This window comes from Cellulomonas sp. 73-92 (genome assembly GCF_001898175.1).
Taxonomy (GTDB): domain Bacteria; phylum Actinomycetota; class Actinomycetes; order Actinomycetales; family Cellulomonadaceae; genus Cellulomonas.
In genome coordinates this window covers 200,773-216,654 of the sequence record NZ_MKTH01000014.1, presented here as the reverse complement: position 1 = coordinate 216,654, position 15,882 = coordinate 200,773, and the positions used below count along the sequence as shown (strand labels likewise).

General features: G+C 73.0%; 15 protein-coding genes. 2 read left to right on the top strand and 13 right to left on the bottom strand.

Translation table 11 applies throughout. The features are described 5' to 3' along the window. Positions 1-22 precede the first annotated feature (22 nt). The 3 genes from BGO37_RS11270 to BGO37_RS11260 form a co-directional block, all read right to left on the bottom strand. Positions 23-613 carry a hypothetical protein gene (locus tag BGO37_RS11270; RefSeq protein WP_291754901.1) on the bottom strand — a complete coding sequence of 197 codons (591 nt, stop codon included), beginning with the start codon at positions 611-613 and terminating at the stop codon, positions 23-25. Between the two features lie 98 nt (positions 614-711). Further along, positions 712-1,614 (bottom strand): DUF559 domain-containing protein, encoded by a 903-nt coding sequence (locus BGO37_RS11265; RefSeq protein ID WP_291754899.1) that lies wholly within the window; start codon positions 1,612-1,614, stop codon positions 712-714. A 363-nt stretch (positions 1,615-1,977) separates the two neighbouring features. Next, a complete protein-coding gene (locus BGO37_RS11260) occupies positions 1,978-2,418 on the bottom strand; it encodes a type II 3-dehydroquinate dehydratase (RefSeq protein ID WP_291754898.1) in 441 nt (146 codons plus the stop codon). A gap of 105 nt (positions 2,419-2,523) precedes the next feature. Here BGO37_RS11260 and BGO37_RS11255 point away from each other — a divergent pair, with 105 nt between their 5' ends. Further along, complete coding sequence (locus tag BGO37_RS11255) at positions 2,524-3,087, top strand: hypothetical protein (protein ID WP_291754897.1); 564 nt, start codon at positions 2,524-2,526, stop codon at positions 3,085-3,087. Between the two features lie 7 nt (positions 3,088-3,094). Here BGO37_RS11255 and aroB read toward each other — a convergent pair whose 3' ends face one another. The 4 genes from aroB to BGO37_RS11235 all read right to left on the bottom strand — a co-directional run bounded on the left by aroB (position 3,095) and on the right by BGO37_RS11235 (position 7,387). Next, on the bottom strand, positions 3,095-4,222 hold the full coding sequence (gene aroB / locus BGO37_RS11250; RefSeq protein ID WP_291754896.1) for a 3-dehydroquinate synthase: 1,128 nt from the start codon (positions 4,220-4,222) through the stop codon (positions 3,095-3,097). Beyond that, positions 4,215-4,838: a shikimate kinase gene (locus BGO37_RS11245; protein ID WP_291754894.1), complete on the bottom strand. Its 624-nt coding sequence runs from the start codon at positions 4,836-4,838 to the stop codon at positions 4,215-4,217. The genes aroB and BGO37_RS11245 overlap by 8 nt, the downstream gene beginning before the upstream one ends. Positions 4,839-4,907: 69 nt before the next feature. After that, complete coding sequence (locus BGO37_RS11240; RefSeq protein ID WP_291754892.1) at positions 4,908-6,134, bottom strand: glycosyltransferase 87 family protein; 1,227 nt, start codon at positions 6,132-6,134, stop codon at positions 4,908-4,910. Then, positions 6,131-7,387 (bottom strand): hypothetical protein, encoded by a 1,257-nt coding sequence (locus tag BGO37_RS11235; RefSeq protein WP_291754890.1) that lies wholly within the window; start codon positions 7,385-7,387, stop codon positions 6,131-6,133. Before BGO37_RS11235 ends, BGO37_RS11240 begins: the two co-directional genes overlap by 4 nt. Positions 7,388-7,601: 214 nt before the next feature. Here BGO37_RS11235 and BGO37_RS11230 point away from each other — a divergent pair, with 214 nt between their 5' ends. Beyond that, positions 7,602-9,512, top strand: coding sequence for a DUF6541 family protein (locus tag BGO37_RS11230; protein WP_367188106.1), 1,911 nt, complete (start codon positions 7,602-7,604; stop codon positions 9,510-9,512). Between the two features lie 31 nt (positions 9,513-9,543). Here the strand turns inward: BGO37_RS11230 and aroC are convergent, their stop codons facing one another. The 6 genes from aroC to BGO37_RS11200 form a co-directional block, all read right to left on the bottom strand. Then, complete coding sequence (gene aroC / locus BGO37_RS11225; protein WP_291754886.1) at positions 9,544-10,734, bottom strand: chorismate synthase; 1,191 nt, start codon at positions 10,732-10,734, stop codon at positions 9,544-9,546. A gap of 79 nt (positions 10,735-10,813) precedes the next feature. Continuing rightward, positions 10,814-11,617, bottom strand: coding sequence for a hypothetical protein (locus BGO37_RS11220; RefSeq protein WP_291754885.1), 804 nt, complete (start codon positions 11,615-11,617; stop codon positions 10,814-10,816). Then, a complete protein-coding gene (locus BGO37_RS11215; protein ID WP_291754884.1) occupies positions 11,617-12,318 on the bottom strand; it encodes a fimbrial assembly protein in 702 nt (233 codons plus the stop codon). Before BGO37_RS11215 ends, BGO37_RS11220 begins: the two co-directional genes overlap by 1 nt. Then, a complete protein-coding gene (pilM, locus tag BGO37_RS11210; RefSeq protein WP_291754881.1) occupies positions 12,315-13,379 on the bottom strand; it encodes a type IV pilus assembly protein PilM in 1,065 nt (354 codons plus the stop codon). The genes BGO37_RS11215 and pilM overlap by 4 nt, the downstream gene beginning before the upstream one ends. 110 nt (positions 13,380-13,489) lie before the next feature. Further along, a complete protein-coding gene (locus tag BGO37_RS11205; RefSeq protein ID WP_291755205.1) occupies positions 13,490-14,293 on the bottom strand; it encodes an A24 family peptidase in 804 nt (267 codons plus the stop codon). A gap of 13 nt (positions 14,294-14,306) precedes the next feature. Continuing rightward, the gene (locus BGO37_RS11200) at positions 14,307-15,872 is read right to left on the bottom strand and encodes a hypothetical protein (protein ID WP_291754877.1); all 1,566 of its coding nucleotides are present in this window, start codon (positions 15,870-15,872) and stop codon (positions 14,307-14,309) included. Positions 15,873-15,882: the final 10 nt, after the last annotated feature.

Here is a 15,882-nt window from a genome sequence, read left to right as displayed (position 1 = left end):
GCCGCGGGACGTGCTCTGCCGGTCAGCCCGCCGCCGCGACGAGGAGCCGGGCGGCCGCCGGACGCGCGGCCACCTCCTCGGCCCAGAGCGCGGTCCGCAGCCGCTGGCTCACGGCCTGGACGCTGACGCCGAGCCGGCGCGCGATGGCGGACTGCGCTTCGCCGGCCACGGCCAGGTCCACGACCTCCCATCCCGCCGGGCTGCGCCGGGCGGCCACGGCCCCGACGAGCGTGAGGACGGCCTCGGCGTCGGCGGCGGCGTCGGCGTCAGCCCCCCGGACCGCCACCGGGACGGATCGGTGCCGGCTCTTCGCCGAGTCCACGGCCTCGCGTGCCAGGACGAAGGCCTCCCCCGATGCCTCCCGGGATGACGTGGGCAGAGGCTCGTCGACGGCGCCGGCGCCGATGCCGACGCTCCACCCGCCGTCGCGCAGCAGGTGCAGCGTCAGGTCGACCACACCGCGCGCGTCGTCGAGAACCGCCTGGACCTCGTCGCCGACCGTCCGCTCGGCGGGGCGGACGATGCCCGCCACGTCGGGCAGCCCGGCGAGGAGCTCGGCCACGCGTTCGCCGACCACCCTGCTCCCCCGCTGATCGGCCGTGATGACCCACATGACTTAAGTCTGATGCCTTGATTTCCCAAAATCAAGGCTGAGTGCTTGAACTGTGTGCCACTCCGGTGCAGCGGGGACCGTGCTGAGCGGTCCCGGGCTCACCGGAGTCGCGCTTGCAGCGCGGCCAGCGTGCGGCGAATCTCGGCAAGCACGTCTTCGGGGCGCGCCACGAGGTCCAGCCACGTGTAACGCAGGACCGTGCACCCGGTGGCCACCAGCATGTTCTGACGCGCGAGGTCCGCCTGGAAGCGATCCGGGCCGTGCGCCGCACGCCCGTCCACCTCGATCACGAGGCGTGTCGACGGGAAGTAGACATCCGCCTGGGCGGGGATGCCGAGATGCTCCAGCAGGGAGGCGCCGCCGAGCCAGCCGACGACGCCGCCGCGCCGCAGGATCGCGTGCAGGCGCTCCTCTGCCGGGTTGACGGCGCCCGACCCGAGCCGCTCCGCCGCCGCGACCCGGGCGCGGTTGCCCCACCGCCGGCGGTGCTCATGGACCCACGACGTCAGGTCACCGGCGGTGAGGATGCGTCGCGACGAGACCCAGGCGAGGAGCTCGAGACGGGCCGTCTCCGGGAGTCTCCCCAGGAGGTCGAGCGCCGTGCGCCGCGCGGTCGTCACGGGGATCCCGAGGACGTGCGTCGTGTCGGAGTCCTCCAGCGGGAACCGATGCGGGACGAGGGGCCCGCGGGGTCGCCGACCGGGCGCGACGACGACATGGATGCGCCCGTCGCTCCGGACGGGAATCCGGTGCAGCCGCGCCGCGCTGCCGAGCACCATGACGGCGTCCGGCCAGGTCAGAAGGGCGGCATGCGCCTCCATGACCTCGTCGGGAACCCGCGCGCAGTGCCGCAGCGCGACGCCCGCCACGGGGACCCAGACACCCGAGTGCACCCGCCAGGCGACCTCGGACTTCGTCATGCCGGCGTCGAGGGCCTGTCGCCGGGTGAACGCGCCCGCCTGGCGACCGGCGAGGGGTGGCACCCACGACGACCCATGCATGGCGCCAGGCTCACGCACACCCGGCCGCCCGCCCCCTCAACGCCGTGCGGCTGGGTCCCGCGCCCGCTCCGTCCGTGGCTGTGGGCGCCTCGGTGCTTCCGACCCCGGAGAGGTACCTCCACGCACCAACCCCGGAGAGGTGCCTCGACACACCAGACCCCGGTGGGCCGGGGACCGTGGATCGCGGTCCGGAGCGCACCGGAGTCGGAGAACTGGGCCCCCTCGGCACCCCGACTCCCAGGGGCCTCGGCGCCCGACGTCGGGGTGCGCCCTTCGGCGCCCCGACTCCGATGGGCCTGGGACCGTGGATCACGGTCCGGAGTGCACCGGAGTCGGCGAACCGCGGCGCCGCCGCCTGTCCCGCTACGAGCGGGCGGCGACGGCTCGCAGCGCCAGCTCGTAGGACTGGAAGCCGAAGCCGGCGACCGTGCCGGTCGCGACGGGCCCGATCACCGAGACGTGCCGGAACGCCTCGCGCGCGAGCGGGTTGGACAGGTGCACCTCGACGAGCACCAGCCCACCCTCCGTGACCTGGGCGGCCGCATCCCGCAGCGCGTACGAGTAGTGGGTGAACGCGGCGGGGTTGAGCACGACGTGCGAGCGCGTGTCGACCGCCTCGTGCAACCAGCCGACGAGCTCGGCCTCGTCGTCGGTCTGCCGGACCTCCACCTCGAGGCCGAGCTCCGCACCCCAGCCGGCGGCCGCCGCCGTCAGGTCGGCCAGCGTCGCCGAGCCGTAGACCTCCGGCTCGCGCACGCCGAGCCGGCCGAGGTTGGGTCCGTTGAGGACGAGGACGCGTGTCACGCCGCAAGGCTAGGGGACGACGAGCGAGTCCGGCCGGATCGATCGAGTCGAGGCTGCCGCGCGCCGATACCTCCATCGGTGGATCGATCCGTCCCGGGGGGTGAGATGTCGCAGGCCGAGGAGCCCGGCTCGTGGGGGGCCGCCCAGTGGCAGCCGGAGGCGGACGTGCCCCCGATGCCCGTGCAGCGCCAGCCGTCGGACCCCCTCGTGCCGGGGTGGGGCGTCGTCGAACCGGGGCCGGGGGCGGTGCCCGCGCTGCCCAGCCCGCCCGCACCCGCGGGCGTTCCCCGCCGACGTCCCGATGGGACGATGGTCTGGGTCGTCGTCGCCGCGATCGTCGTCGGCGGCCTGGTGTTCGTCGCGGTCGTCGTCGGCGGCCGCCTCGTCGCGCGTTCCACGCAGCGCGAGCTCGACGCCGTGACGACCGCCCGGGTCAGCTCCCAGCTGATGGCCGCCGCGGACGCGATCCAGGTGTTCCGGGCGCAGACGGGCACGTACCCGACCGACCTGGCGTCGCTCGGCGACCTCGGGTTCCGCCCGTCCGCCGAGGTCACCGTGCAGCTGATCCCCGTCGCCTCCGGCTACTGCCTCGCCGGAGCGCCCGCCGGGAAGGCGCCGACGGCGTGGTACTCCGACAGTGGTGGCCTGACGACGTCCCCGTGCGGCTGAGGCCCGGCTACAGGTCGATGCGCGACGCGGAGCCCGTCCGCGGCTCCGCCGCGACCTCGGCGTAGGCGGCCGCCAGAAGGGCTGGATCCGGCCCTTCCAGCCGGGCCGGCTTGCCCAGCCCCTCGAGCACGACGAACCGCAGCAGCGAGCCGCGGGTCTTCTTGTCCCGCTGCATCGCGGTCAGCAGCTGCTCCCACCGGTCGCCGCGGTAGCTGACGGGCAGGCCGAGCGCGGAGAGCACCGTGCGGTGCCGGTCCACGACCTCGTCGGACAGCCGCCCCGCCAGCCGCGCCAGCTCGGCGACGTACACCATGCCCACCGAGACCGCCGCCCCGTGCCGCCACCGGTACCGCTCGACCCGTTCCACCGCGTGCCCGAACGTGTGCCCGTAGTTGAGGAACTCCCGGGGCCCCGCCTCGCGCAGGTCCGCGGCCACGACGCGCGCCTTCCAGGCGACGGCCCGCTCGACGAGCTCCAGCAGCACGTCGGACGACGAGGCCGCGACCGGATCGGTGAGCACCGGCACGTTCGCCTCGACGAGGTCGAGGATCACCGGGTCCTCGACGAACCCTGCCTTGACCACCTCGGCCAGCCCGGCGACGAAGTCGAACCGCTCCATGGACTCGAGGGCCGCCAGGTCGCACACCACTCCGGCCGGGGAGTGGAAGGCACCGACGAGGTTCTTCCCCTCCGCGGTGTTGATCGCGGTCTTCCCACCGACCGCGGCGTCGACCATCGCGAGCAGCGTCGTCGGCACCTGGATCACCTGGACCCCGCGCAACCAGGTCGCCGCTACGAAGCCGGCAAGGTCGGTCGTCGCGCCGCCCCCGAGCCCGACGACCGCGTCCGACCGCGTGAAGCCGGCCTGGCCCAGCACGCCCCAGCAGAACGCCGCCACCTCAGCCGTCTTGGCGTCCTCGGCGTCCGGCACCTCGGCCCCGAAGGCCTCGTACCCGTGCGCGCGGAGGTCCTCGAGCACGGTGTCCGCGGACGTGGCCAGGGCGGCCGGGTGCACGACGAGCACGCGCTGGACCGCGGCGCCGAGCATCGCCGGGATGGTGCCGAGCAGGTGGTGGCCGACGACGACGTCGTACGGCTGGTCGCCGCCGACACGGATGGTCCGCGGCTCAGCCATGGCTCGCGCCGTCCTCCGCCTGCTCGCCCGTTCGGGACGATCCCGGGTTCGGCGGCGTGAGCGTCGCCGCGGCCCGACGAGCGGAGAGCTCAGCCTCGATCCGTTCCGCGACGGCACCGGGCAGCAGGTCGTCCGTCACGACGACCAGGTTGGCGACGGCCTCGTAGACCGGCCGGCGCTCGCTCATGAGCGCCTGCCATCGGGCGCGGGGGTTGCCCAGCAGGAGCGGGCGCGACTGGTTGAGCCCGACCCGCGGCGCCGCGTGCGCGAGCGACACGTCGAGGAACACCACCACGCCGCCGCGTGCGCGGTACGCGGCCAGCGCCTCCTGGGTCAGCGGGTCGAGCACCGCGCCACCGCCCAGGGCGAGGACGCCGTCGTGCTCGACGAGCGCCCGGGCCACAGCGGCCCGTTCCAGCGTGCGGAACGCGGGCTCGCCGTCGTCGATGAAGATGTCCGAGATCGGCTTGCCGGCGACGGCCTCCACGTCGGAGTCGGTGTCGCGGACCGCGAGCTGCCAGCGCTCGGCGAGGGCGTGGGCCACGGTCGTCTTCCCGGATCCCGGCGGCCCGACGAGGACGATGCGAGGCCCGTCCGCGGGCACAGGGGTGGTCACCGGGTCAGCGTAGTTGGGGCCGTGGACGGCACGGCGCCGTTGACCGTCGGAGGGCGCCGTGCGTCCGCCTTACGAGTCCGCGCCCACCGCCGGTCGGAGGAGGCTCCGCCGTGCGCGCCGCGGATAGCCGGCGCCTGCCAGTGACGCCAGAGCGGCGACGAGAAGCACCGAGCCCGCCGCCCAGGTGGCATCGGGCGGTAGCAGGTACGGGGCGAGGACCATGATCGGCGACAGCAGGGTCAGCGGGGCCCGCCAGCGGACGACGACCGGGTGCCGACTCGTCCACGCCCAGGTGGCGAGCACCGCGACGAGGGGGCCCGAGTAGTAGGTGAGGCGCAGAGGGTCGAGCAGCAGGCGCACGGCGACGGCGACCGCCACGGGGGTCAGCGGCGAGCGAGGCCTCCGCCAGGCCGCGACGCAACCGGCCAGGCCGGCCAGACCGCCCTGAAGGATGCGGAGGCCCCAGTCCGACAACCCCCACGAGGCGCCGACGCGGCCGAGGAGGGAGCGCTGGTCGATCCCCCAGCGGAAGTCGTACGTGTGCACGGTTCCCCACAGGAGGAACGGACCGTAGAGGGCAGCGACGACGAGCAGGGCCACGCCCGCCGCTACGAGGACGTCGCGCCAGCGCCGGCGGAGGAGGACGACCCCGCCCCCGAACGCCGCCCACTGCTTGAGGCCGCCACCGAGGCCGAGCGCGAGCCCGGCCAGCGCCGGACGGCCCTCCGTGACCCACAGCGCGGCGTGGGCCAGGAGCAGGCCCACCAGGATCTCCTCGGGGTGACCGTTGCCGATCGCCTCGGCGACGAACCCACCGATCGCCAGCATCAGCCCGACCGCCCACTGCGGGCCCACCTCAGGAAGCCCCTCCCGGCGGGCGCACCGACGGACGAGCGCCAGCGCGCACCACAGGAGCAGGGCCGCCTGAGCGGCGGCGAGCACGGTGCGTGTGAGCAACGGCGAGCCGCCGAGGTTCAGCACCCAGGCCAGTGCACCGACGGTCGCGAGGTACAGGGGCCCGATCTGGAGGGTCCCGTCGGAGAACACCTGAAGGAAGCCGTGGCCCATCATCCCCGTGCCCGCCTCGCGGAACAGGCCGGCATCGCCCCCGGGGACGACGGCCGCGAAGCCTGCGGCCGTGACGGCGGCGAGAGACAGCGTCACGGCACCTGGCCGCTGCCACACCTGCCGCAGGAGCGCCTCGACGCGTGGCCTCGAGACGGCCAGCGCGTCGAGCTCACGATGCGTCCAGCGGACCAACCGCCCGGTCTCGCCGGGTGCCGTGGAGATGGTCATGGCACGCGCATCTCGTCGCGAACGACCGGCGCGGAGGCGGTTGCCGGGCCGCCGGGCTTCGGCCCGGAGATTCGGGGCTGCCGTTCGGCGAGCACGCACACGACGAGCACAGCCACGCAGACCACGGTCCCGGCGTTCCACCAGGCCCCGGTGGGCAGCACGGGCTGCAGGGTCAGCACGGGCAGAGCGAGGGTCGCCACGACACGCACGCGCCGCACGAGGGGCGTCGGCGTGGTCCAGAGCCAGACCACCAGAACGGCGCCGAGCGCGGTCCAGTAGTACGACAGCCGGATCGGGTCGACGAGCAGCCTCGCAGCGAGCGACACGACCGCCGGCGCCAGGACGGAACCGTGACGCCGAAGCGCGAGCAGCGCCCCGGCACCGCCCGCCACCGCGGCCTGCAGGAGGCGAAAGCCCCACCCGATGGTCACTGCGGACGGAGCGAGCGACTGGTACCAGCTGCCTGTCGGCAGGATCCAGGAGAGGTCGAACGTCGCCACGCTCCCCCAGAGCACGAAGGGGCCGTACATCAGGGCGAGGATGACGGCGAGAGCGCCGAGGGCGCCGGCCGTCGCCCGCGCGCGACGCCCGTGAAAGAGGACCCCGGCGCAGATCGGGGTCCAGGTCTTGACCCCGGCGCCCAGCCCGAGGAGCACGGCGGCGAGGCCTCGGCGCCCCCGTCCGACCTCGACGGCGGCCAAGGCCACCAAGAGACCGAGCAGCAGCTCCTCGGGGTGGTCCGCGAACATCGCCTGGTTGAGGAGCCCGCCGAGGACGACGACCGTGCCGACGATCCACTGCGTCCGCCGGACGGGCGCGAAGCCAAGCGCAGCGGCACGTCCTGCGACCGTCAACGCCAGCGCGCCGATCAGCAGGCTCTGCAGCGCCGCGGACGACGTCCCGATCGCGCCTTCGGGTAGTCCCACGAGGGTGCCTACCCGCTCCCACGCCCCGAGGGCGGCGAGGTACACGGGTCCGACCTGGATCCAGCTGTTCCCGAAGGTGTCGAGCACCCCGTGCCCGAACATCGCCGCTCCCGCGGCACGAAATCGGACCTGGTCCCCGTCCTGCCGCATGAAGCCGGCGATCCCGCCGACGACGACCGCCAAAGGCAGCAGCGCGGCCGCGGGGTGCCTCCAGATCCACCACAGGGCGCGGTACAGCAGCGGACGAGCCGTCGCGAGGTGCGCGGTCTCCCGCGCGACCCAGGTCTCGAGCGGTCTGCCCGGCGCAGCGTCGGTGGCGATCGGCACGACGGCAGTCCCCCTGAGATCACGTGGTGGCGCTGTGTCTATCGGCACGGGAGCTCGACGGGTTGACCGTACGACGTTCAGTGCACGAGAACCCGGCGCCGGTGCGGGCGGGCGTCGACCGACGCCGCCGGCATCCGCCGGCACGCGGCAGGCGTGCGGCAATCGGCGCGTCAAGTGCGGTCGATCGGCCGCGGATGGTTCCGTAAGCGCCGTGATGGAGTGGGTCGTTGCGCCGCTGGCGGTGGTCCTCGCCTTCTGGCTGCCCGGGGTCCTGGTGCTGCGGGTGGGCGGCGTGCGGCTCCACGCGGTCGACGTCGCCGCCGTCGCCCCGGCGATCACCGTCGGCATCTGCGGCACCACGGCCGAGATCGCGCGTCTCCTTGGCCTGAGGTGGGGGGCGCCCGTGGCCCTCGGGGGCACCGCGCTGGCCGCCGTCGTCGCGCTCTTGGTCCGGGTACATGCCACTCGCACGGCCCCGGCCCTGCCCCGGTTGTCCTGGGACCGCAGGCCGCTGCTGGCAGCGGTGGCGGTGGCCGCCGGTCTCCAGCTGGTCGTGGTGGCCCATGGCATGGGCGATCCGCGGCGTCTCCTGGTGGCCAACGACGCGGGCGTCCACATGACGTGGCTCCGCGGCGTCCTCGAGTCCGGTCAGGCGTCGGCGTTCACACTCACGGGCGCAGACCAGCTCGACGGGGTGGCTCGCTCGGTCTATCCGTCCGGATGGCACGCTGTCGCCGCTCTTGCGGCGCCGAGCGGGGGCGTCGCCGCGACGTTCACGTGGGCCTGGTTGCTGCCGTCGATCATCACGTGGACGTGCGGCGTCGTGGCTCTGACCCGCGCCGCCTTCCCGAACAGGCCGGCGATCCTGCCCTGGGCCGCGCTCGTGTCCGGTCCCGGGGTCGCACTTCCGCTCACGCTGACGCTCACGCCGGAGGGCATGGTCCCCAACTCGGTCGGCACCGCCCTCGTCCCGGGCGTGCTCGCGCTCCTCGTGGCTCGCAAGAGCATCCAGGCGAGCGCGAGCGGCCGCGCGCTACCGGGGCTGCTCGCCCTGGCGGGCCTCACCCTTGTCCATCCCAACGCAGCGCTGGCTCTCGGACTGCTTGCGGCGGGTTGGTGGGCACCGGCAGCGGTCCGGGGCGTGCGGTCGCTCTGGGCGGCGCGCAGTCGGCGGAGGCTCGTCATGGCGGCGGCTGGGGTGGCCATCATCGCGATAGGTGTCGGTTCGACCGTCCTGCTGCGCAATCCAGAGGTCCACGGCATCCTGACGACCCACGACGAGGGCGCCCTCCCGGTGGTCAGCGCCGTCAGCGGCCTCGTCACGCTGGATCCCACCCTCCTCACGGATGGTTCGGGCGCACTGGTCTTCATCCTGAGCGTCGTCGGGGCGGCGGCGGTGTGGCGTCGTCGGGGACGTCCGATGGCCATCGGCGCGCTCGTGATGGCGGGCTTCTTCCTGGCCGCCTCGTCGTCCCTCCCGCTGCTGTCATGGCTGGACGCGCCCTGGTACGACGAGTCCCGTCGCTACGCCCCGGTCATCGTCGCCGGCGCGCTCCCCTTGGCCGTCTACGGCTCGCACGCGAGCTTCCGCCTGCTGGCCGCACGATCGCGCCCGAAGGTGCGCTGGCTGATGCGCGTGATGGCTCCCGTGCTCGTCCTCCTGACCGTGGCGATCCCGGGATCACTCGACCTCTCGCGGCTCGTCGTGAAGTCCTACGACGGTGGCCTGACGGGGCCACCGATCACCAACGGCCCGGAGCTGGCGCTACTCGCGCGCCTGCCGCACGAGCTGTCGGGCGGAGCGGTCTTGAGCGGGCCGTTCTCGGGCGGCAGCTACCTGTATGCACTGAGCGGCTACCCGACGGTCCCCAGGGACTGGGGAACGCTCCCCACGCCGGAGCTGAGGGACGCGGTGACACGACTGCGTGGCCTCGGCTCGGACCCGCAGCTGTGCGCCGACCTCGCAGCCCTCGGCATCCGCTACCTCTATATCGACCCTTCGCCATGGCAGCCCTGGAAGTCGCTCCCTCTGGACGCACAGCTTGCGAAGGCTCCGGCCACCGGCGTGAGATTCGTCGACCGCGCCGGCCCTGTCGCCGTTTACGAGGTCACCGCGTGCGGCTGATCGACCGCCGCGGTCGGGTGGCCGACCCGGATCAGCGCAGCAGGTCGGGGATCGCCGACTGGTAGGCCGCCAGGTTGCGGCGCACCTCGGCGAGGGAGTCACCGCCGGTCTTCTCGAGGAGCGCATCCGCCAGCACGAGCGCCACCATCGCCTCGGCGACGACGGCGGCCGGCGGCACCGCGCAGACGTCCGATCGCTGGTGCTGCGCCTTGGCGCTCTCCCCCGTGGCGACGTCCACCGTGTCGAGCGCCCGCGGCACCGTCGAGATCGGCTTCATCGCGGCGCGCACCCGGATCACCTCGCCGTTGGACATGCCGCCCTCGAGGCCGCCGGCGCGGTTCGTGCGCCGGTGCAGGGCGCCGTCCGAGCCGCGCTCGATCTCGTCGTGGGCCGCTGATCCCCGGCGCGTCGCGGTGGTGAACCCGTCCCCGATCTCGACGCCCTTGATCGCCTGGATCGACATGACCGCCGCCGCCAGGCGGGCATCGAGCTTGCGGTCGTCGGCGACGTAGGTGCCGAGGCCGGACGGGACGCCGTAGGCCAGCACCTCGACGACACCCCCGAGGGTGTCGCCGTCCTTCCGGGCACCGTCGATCTCCTCGACCATCGCCGCCGAGGCCGCCGCGTCGAAGCAGCGCACGGGGTCGGCGTCGAGCGCCGCGACGTCGTCGGCGGTGGGCGACGCCGCCTCGGCGGCGGCCGCGACGGACCCGATGCGCACGACGTGGGAGACGAGCCGGATCCCGGCCGCCTGCTCGAGGAGCGCGGCGGCGACCGTGCCGAGGGCGACGCGGGTGGCCGTCTCCCGCGCCGACGCCCGCTCGAGGACGGGCCGCGCGTCGTCGAAGCCGAACTTCCGCATCCCGACGAGGTCCGCATGCCCGGGCCGCGGTCGGGTCAGGGGTGCGTTGCGCGCGCGGTTGAGCAGCTCGGGGTCGTCCACGGGGTCGGCGGCCATGACGTCGACCCACTTGGGCCACTCGCTGTTGGCGATCTCGATCGCGACCGGGCCTCCCTGCGTGAGCCCGTGCCGGACGCCGCCCAGCAGTCGCACCTCGTCCTGCTCGAAGGCCTGGCGCGCCCCGCGGCCATAGCCCAGCCGACGACGAGCCAGCGCCGCCGCGACGTCGGCCGTCGTGATCGCGACACCCGCCGGGACCCCCTCGACGACGCCCACCAGGGCAGGGCCGTGGGACTCCCCGGAGGTCAGCCAGCGCAGCATGGCGGCATCCTGCCATGGCGCGTGGGACGACGAGGCGGACGGCCCCGGAGTGGGACCGCCCGCCTCGTCGTTCCTTGAGCTACTTCCCGGCGACCGGGACCAGCGGGTTCTTGCCGGGCGCCGGAGCCGGCAGCACCGGCGCGGTCGGGCTCGGGGCGGGTGTTGCTGCCGTCGGGTCCGGCAGCACGTAGAGGAACCCGGTCACGACCAGCTCCTGGTCTCCCACGTGCGTCGCCGGCTTGCCGCCCGAGGCGGCGGCGTCCTTCTGCGAGGTGCCGGTGAAGCCCGAGACCAGCATGACGCGCGGGATCCCGGTCTGGAGGTCGTTGAGGAAGGCGAGGGTGTTGTCGTAGGTGCCGACCACCGTGATCGACACGGGGATGGCCGCCATGCCCGCGGGCACGCCCGAGGCGGCCGCCGCCGAGGCCGCGGTGCTGGCCGGGGTGGCCGGGTCGGCGGTAGCGGACGCGCTGGGAGACGCGCTGGCGGTCGGGCTGGGCGTGGGCGTGGCTGCAGGGGCCGCGGCTCGCGTCACCACGACCGCTTGCGGGGTGCTCGGGGCGAAGCTCGTCACCACCACCGTGTGGGCGGTGGCGATCTGCTGCACCTGGCGCACGTAGTCGGAGAGCTGCGCGGTCGTCGGAACCTGGATCCTCAGTGCCTCGAGCTGCTGCTTGTACTGCGGCAGCTTCTGGAAGTCCGCGGCGAGCTGCGTGACCTTCGTCTGGAGGGTCTGGTTGCTGCGGTTCACATCATCGGTCTGGGCTCGAAGAGCCGCCGCGTCCGACAGCGTCGGATGAACGGCACCGAACCAGGTGGCGGCCCCGATGACGGCAGCGGCGAAGAGCGTCCCGCCGATCCAGGTTCCCTTCTTGGCGGCCATCAGCCCTTACCCCCCGTGCTGCTCTTGTCGAAGCGGTGGGCGAAGGCGGACTGCCGCACCTGCACCGTGACGGCGATGTTGTAGAAGGAATCGGCGGGGGTGTCACCCTGGACCGCGGCGGTGGTCAGCCACGCGTCGCCGAGGCCCGGGATGGCGTCCAGCGCGTCGATCCACGCTGCCGTGTCCGGCAGCGTCTTCGACCGGGCCGTGAACTGGATCTGCCCGACGGACGCCGCCTGGAGCGGAGACGAGGCGGCCGGTGCGGCCGTCGTCGGCGACGCCTCGGTGACCTGCAGCGAGTCGAAGCTGACGCCCGTGGGCAGCACCGCGGCGATCGCCTGGTAGTACGGCGACCACAGAACTTCCGTCGACATCCCCAGCGCGCGCGCCTTCGTGGTGCTGTCGAGCAGACCGAGCACCTGCGGCACCTCCGCGTACTTCTTCTCCTCGGCCTTGAGCTGCGTCGTCTTGTCCTGCGCCTTCGTCAACCCGTCCGCGGCGTTGCTCTTGTCGTTCCGCGCGAACACCCAGGACGCTGCGCAGAGGAGCACGACGAGCACCAGCGCCATGACGAGCAGGCGCTTGAGGGTCTTGAGACCGCGTGCGGCGCGGACCTCGGGCGGCAGGAGGTTGACCTGCGGCTGCCCCTGGACGAATCCCGATGCGCCGCGCGTGCGCGGCCGCTCCGACACCGTGGTCATGCTGCCACCCCGTACGCGAGCCCGATCGAGAGTGCAAGCAACGACTCCCGGCCCGGTGGGACGTCGCGCGCGGCGGACTTGCCCTGCCGCAACGTGGCGATCGGGTTGCCGAGGGTCGCCGGCAGGCGCGTCGCGCTCGACATGTACTGGCCGAGCCCCGGCAGATGGGCACCACCGCCGGTGAGGACCAGCACGTCGATCGTCGCGCCAGGAGAGTTGCTCTGGTAGTAGACGAAGGTGTTGCGCACGCTCTCGACGAGTGTGCGGACGACGGCCCCGATCGCCTCTGCCGCTGGCTGGCGATCCGGCGGGACGCTGAACCCGACGCCGATCTCGCGCTTGAGGTTCTCCGCCTCCGGCACGGCGACGTTGAGGGCGCTGGCCACGGCAGCCGTCACGTGCTGGCCGCCGCTCGGCAGCGACCGGACGAGCCGCGGTACGCCGCCGGCGGCGATGACGACCGTGGTGATCGTCGCACCGACGTCGACGAACGCCGTCGTCGGCTCCGCGAACTCCCCGCGCGCCAGCGCACGCAGGAGAGCGAACCCGTTGAGGTCCACCATGACGGGGCGCAGCCCGGCGCCTTCGACCGCCAGGACGTTGGACGTCACCGTGTCACGCTGCGCCGCGACGAGCATGCCGCGCACCATCCGACCTTGGGGCCCGTCGACCTCGCCGATCGGGTAGTAGTCGAGGAGCGCCTCGTCGGCGGACATCGGCAGCATGTCCCCCACCTGGAACGGCAGGGACGACTTCAGCTGTGCCAGTGGCATCGCCGGCAGGTCGAGGTCGCGGACGAGCACCCGCTGGTTGCCGACGCCGATGATGACGTCCTTGGACTCGAACTTGGCGCGCGACCAGAGCTGCCTCAGGGCCTGCGAGACGGTGGTCGGCTGGACCACCTCGCCGTCGCGGACGGCACCCAGGGGCAGCGCGACCTCACCGACCCGGACGAGGGTGGGGGCGGACTTGCCCGACCGGGCGCCGCCGCCGAACTCGAGCTCGGCGGCGCGCACCGCCGAGGACCCGATGTCGAGCCCGATCACGCGTGAGCTGGCCACGCCGGATCCTTTCCTCCGATGGGATGTCCTTCCGACCTATCGGTGTCCGAAAGGATCGACTTGAGCAGTTCCGGGGGTGCAGGGGCCCGCTGACGGGGCCTTCGCCCGCCTCACAGGAGGCCGAGGTACCAGTGGCCGATCAGCTCTCCCGCGGCGATCCCCACCCACGTGCCGAGGATCATCCACGGACCGAACGGCACGCCGCTCTTGCGGCCGGCGCGGCGGGCCGCGACGAGCCCGAGCGCGAAGAGGCCGCCGAGGAAGAACGGGGCGAAGAAGCCGACGGCGACCGGCCACCAGCCGAACCAGCCGAGGTACAGACCCAGCACGCCGGCGAGCTTCACGTCACCGAAGCCCATCCCAGCCGGGTAGATGAGCGCCATGAGGAGGTACGCCGCGAGCAGCACGACCGACCCGATGACGGCACGCAGCAGCGAGCCCCAGTGGGACGCGCCGCCAGGGTTCCACGACGCCAGCGTGAGGAGCGCGGCCGCGACGGGGTACGACGGCAGGACGATCGCGTCGGGCAGCCGGTGGACGTCGAGGTCGACCAGCGCCAGGGCGATCCCGATCGCGACCAGGTACAGCAGAGCCGGCAGCACCCAGGACGCCCCGGTCCAGGCCGCTGCCAGGGCGAACAGCACGCCGGTGGCGCCCTCGACGAGGGGATAGCGTCGGGAGATCGGGGCGCCGCAGTCGCGGCATCGCCCCCGCAGCACGAGCCAGGAGACGACGGGCACGTTGTCGTAGGCACGGATCGGGTGTCCGCAGCGCGGGCACGCGCTCGGCGGCGAGACGATCGACTCGCCGCGCGGCACGCGCCACACGACGACGTTGAGGAACGAGCCGATCAGCAGGCCGACAAGAGCGGCGGCCGGGACGACGAACGCCCGGCCGCCGTCGGCGAGGAGCATCTCCACCGGCCGGTCAGGCCCCTTCGCGCTTGTACATGACGTCGACGGAGTAGGACTTCACGGTGTTGCTCGTTGCCGCGATCCCGCCCCAGACCGGCAGCGGGTAGTAGGTCATGTCGAGCTGGTTGTCCACCGAGACCGTCGAGCCGCCGTACACCTGCCCGACGATCGCGGAGAGGTTGGCCTTGCGGATGGGGCACGGCGAGTAGAAGAGGGTGTTGACCGTGTTGTCCACGGTCACCTGGTTGTCCAGGCTGATGCCGTCGCCCTGGCAGCTGTAGGTCCACGAGGCCGGGGTGGTGGCGGCGTAGGGCTGGACGAAGTACAGCAGGTTGGGGTTGCTCGGCGTCCCGGTGCCGGTGACCGAGCTGATGGTCGTCTTGTTCGAGAACGAGATCCCGGCGCGCGACAGGATGAGCAGGTTCTTGTTCAGGGAGATGTCGATCCCTTGGAGCGTCACCTTGTCGCTCGGGCAGTTGACGATGAGCACCGTGTTCGCCGGCAGTGTGGCGGCGTGGTCGTACAGCCACTTGCCGCCGCCGTCGACCTTGCCGTTGAGCGGGCCGGAACCCCCGTAGTTGCCGCACTGGTAGCCGCTCTGCGGCAGGACGACGATGTTGGTGTAGCCGGCGGCCACCCACTGGCTCTGGGCGGTCGAGTCCCAGATGAACTGCGGGAAGCTCACGGTCGGCGGGTCGTCGAGCGTCGAGCCGGGGAAGCACTTGCCCGCGGTGGAGCAGGTGTTGCCCGTGACGGTCCCCTTCGCGCGGGCCTGCTGCCCGACGGACGCCTTGTCCAGGGAGACGTTCCCCCTTGACGACAGCACGCGGCCGGCGACGGACACGCCCGGGTTGGTGAACGAGACGTTGTTCCTCGCCCACGCGTCGACGTACACCGTGCACGTGTTGGTCATGGTGATGGAGCCCTGGGCGTAGATCGAGCCGTGGAACTCCTCGTTGTTCTGGCACTGGAAGTCGGAGTTGGTGTAGATGTCGGCGTCCGGCTTGCCGGATCCCGACTTCAGCACCGTCTTGTTCGACATCGTCAGGCTGGAGTTCGAGAAGATCGCCTTGTCCAGGCCGATGGCGTACGACGGCGTCAGCTTGAGCTCCGAGACGACCGTCCGCTGCGCGGGCAGCTGCCCAGCCAGCTTGCTGGAGACGGCGTTGACGACGATCCTCGCCGTCGTCGCGGGCGTCGTCGCGATGCCGCTGCAGGCGACGTCGGGGCCGGCGATCTCCTGACCGGCCGCGTTGTAGAAGGTCACCGTCGTGGTCAGGGCGAACGTGTCGGCCCCGACCCGCGTCGAGCTCGAGTTCGCCCCGCAGATGGACACGAGGGCAGCAGGCGCCGCCGACTGGATCTGTGCCGTCACGGTGTCGACCTGGGCCTCGGCCGTGGCGACACCGGACGAGCGCTGTCGGTCCTGCCCGGTCTGGCCGGCGGCCGACATCGCCACGGACACGGCGACGACGACGAGGACGGCGGCGAGCATCACCACCGCCATCGCCGCGACGATCGCGATCCCGGAGTCGCGCGTCCCCGTGACCAGACCCAGCCGTCTCCTGAGAGAACCCATCTCCGTGCCT

What these genes read in the sequence shown, in the direction of transcription:
- BGO37_RS11270 (WP_291754901.1), bottom strand. Translation starts at nt 613, where the DNA reads ATGTGGGTCATCACGGCCGATCAGCGGGGGAGCAGGGTGGTCGGCGAA.
- BGO37_RS11265 (WP_291754899.1), bottom strand. Translation starts at nt 1,614, where the DNA reads ATGCATGGGTCGTCGTGGGTGCCACCCCTCGCCGGTCGCCAGGCGGGC.
- BGO37_RS11255 (WP_291754897.1), top strand. Translation starts at nt 2,524, where the DNA reads ATGTCGCAGGCCGAGGAGCCCGGCTCGTGGGGGGCCGCCCAGTGGCAG.
- aroB (WP_291754896.1), bottom strand. Translation starts at nt 4,222, where the DNA reads ATGGCTGAGCCGCGGACCATCCGTGTCGGCGGCGACCAGCCGTACGAC.
- BGO37_RS11240 (WP_291754892.1), bottom strand. Translation starts at nt 6,134, where the DNA reads ATGACCATCTCCACGGCACCCGGCGAGACCGGGCGGTTGGTCCGCTGG.
- BGO37_RS11230 (WP_367188106.1), top strand. Translation starts at nt 7,602, where the DNA reads ATGGAGTGGGTCGTTGCGCCGCTGGCGGTGGTCCTCGCCTTCTGGCTG.
- aroC (WP_291754886.1), bottom strand. Translation starts at nt 10,734, where the DNA reads ATGCTGCGCTGGCTGACCTCCGGGGAGTCCCACGGCCCTGCCCTGGTG.
- BGO37_RS11220 (WP_291754885.1), bottom strand. Translation starts at nt 11,617, where the DNA reads ATGGCCGCCAAGAAGGGAACCTGGATCGGCGGGACGCTCTTCGCCGCT.
- BGO37_RS11215 (WP_291754884.1), bottom strand. Translation starts at nt 12,318, where the DNA reads ATGACCACGGTGTCGGAGCGGCCGCGCACGCGCGGCGCATCGGGATTC.
- BGO37_RS11205 (WP_291755205.1), bottom strand. Translation starts at nt 14,293, where the DNA reads ATGCTCCTCGCCGACGGCGGCCGGGCGTTCGTCGTCCCGGCCGCCGCT.
- BGO37_RS11200 (WP_291754877.1), bottom strand. Translation starts at nt 15,872, where the DNA reads ATGGGTTCTCTCAGGAGACGGCTGGGTCTGGTCACGGGGACGCGCGAC.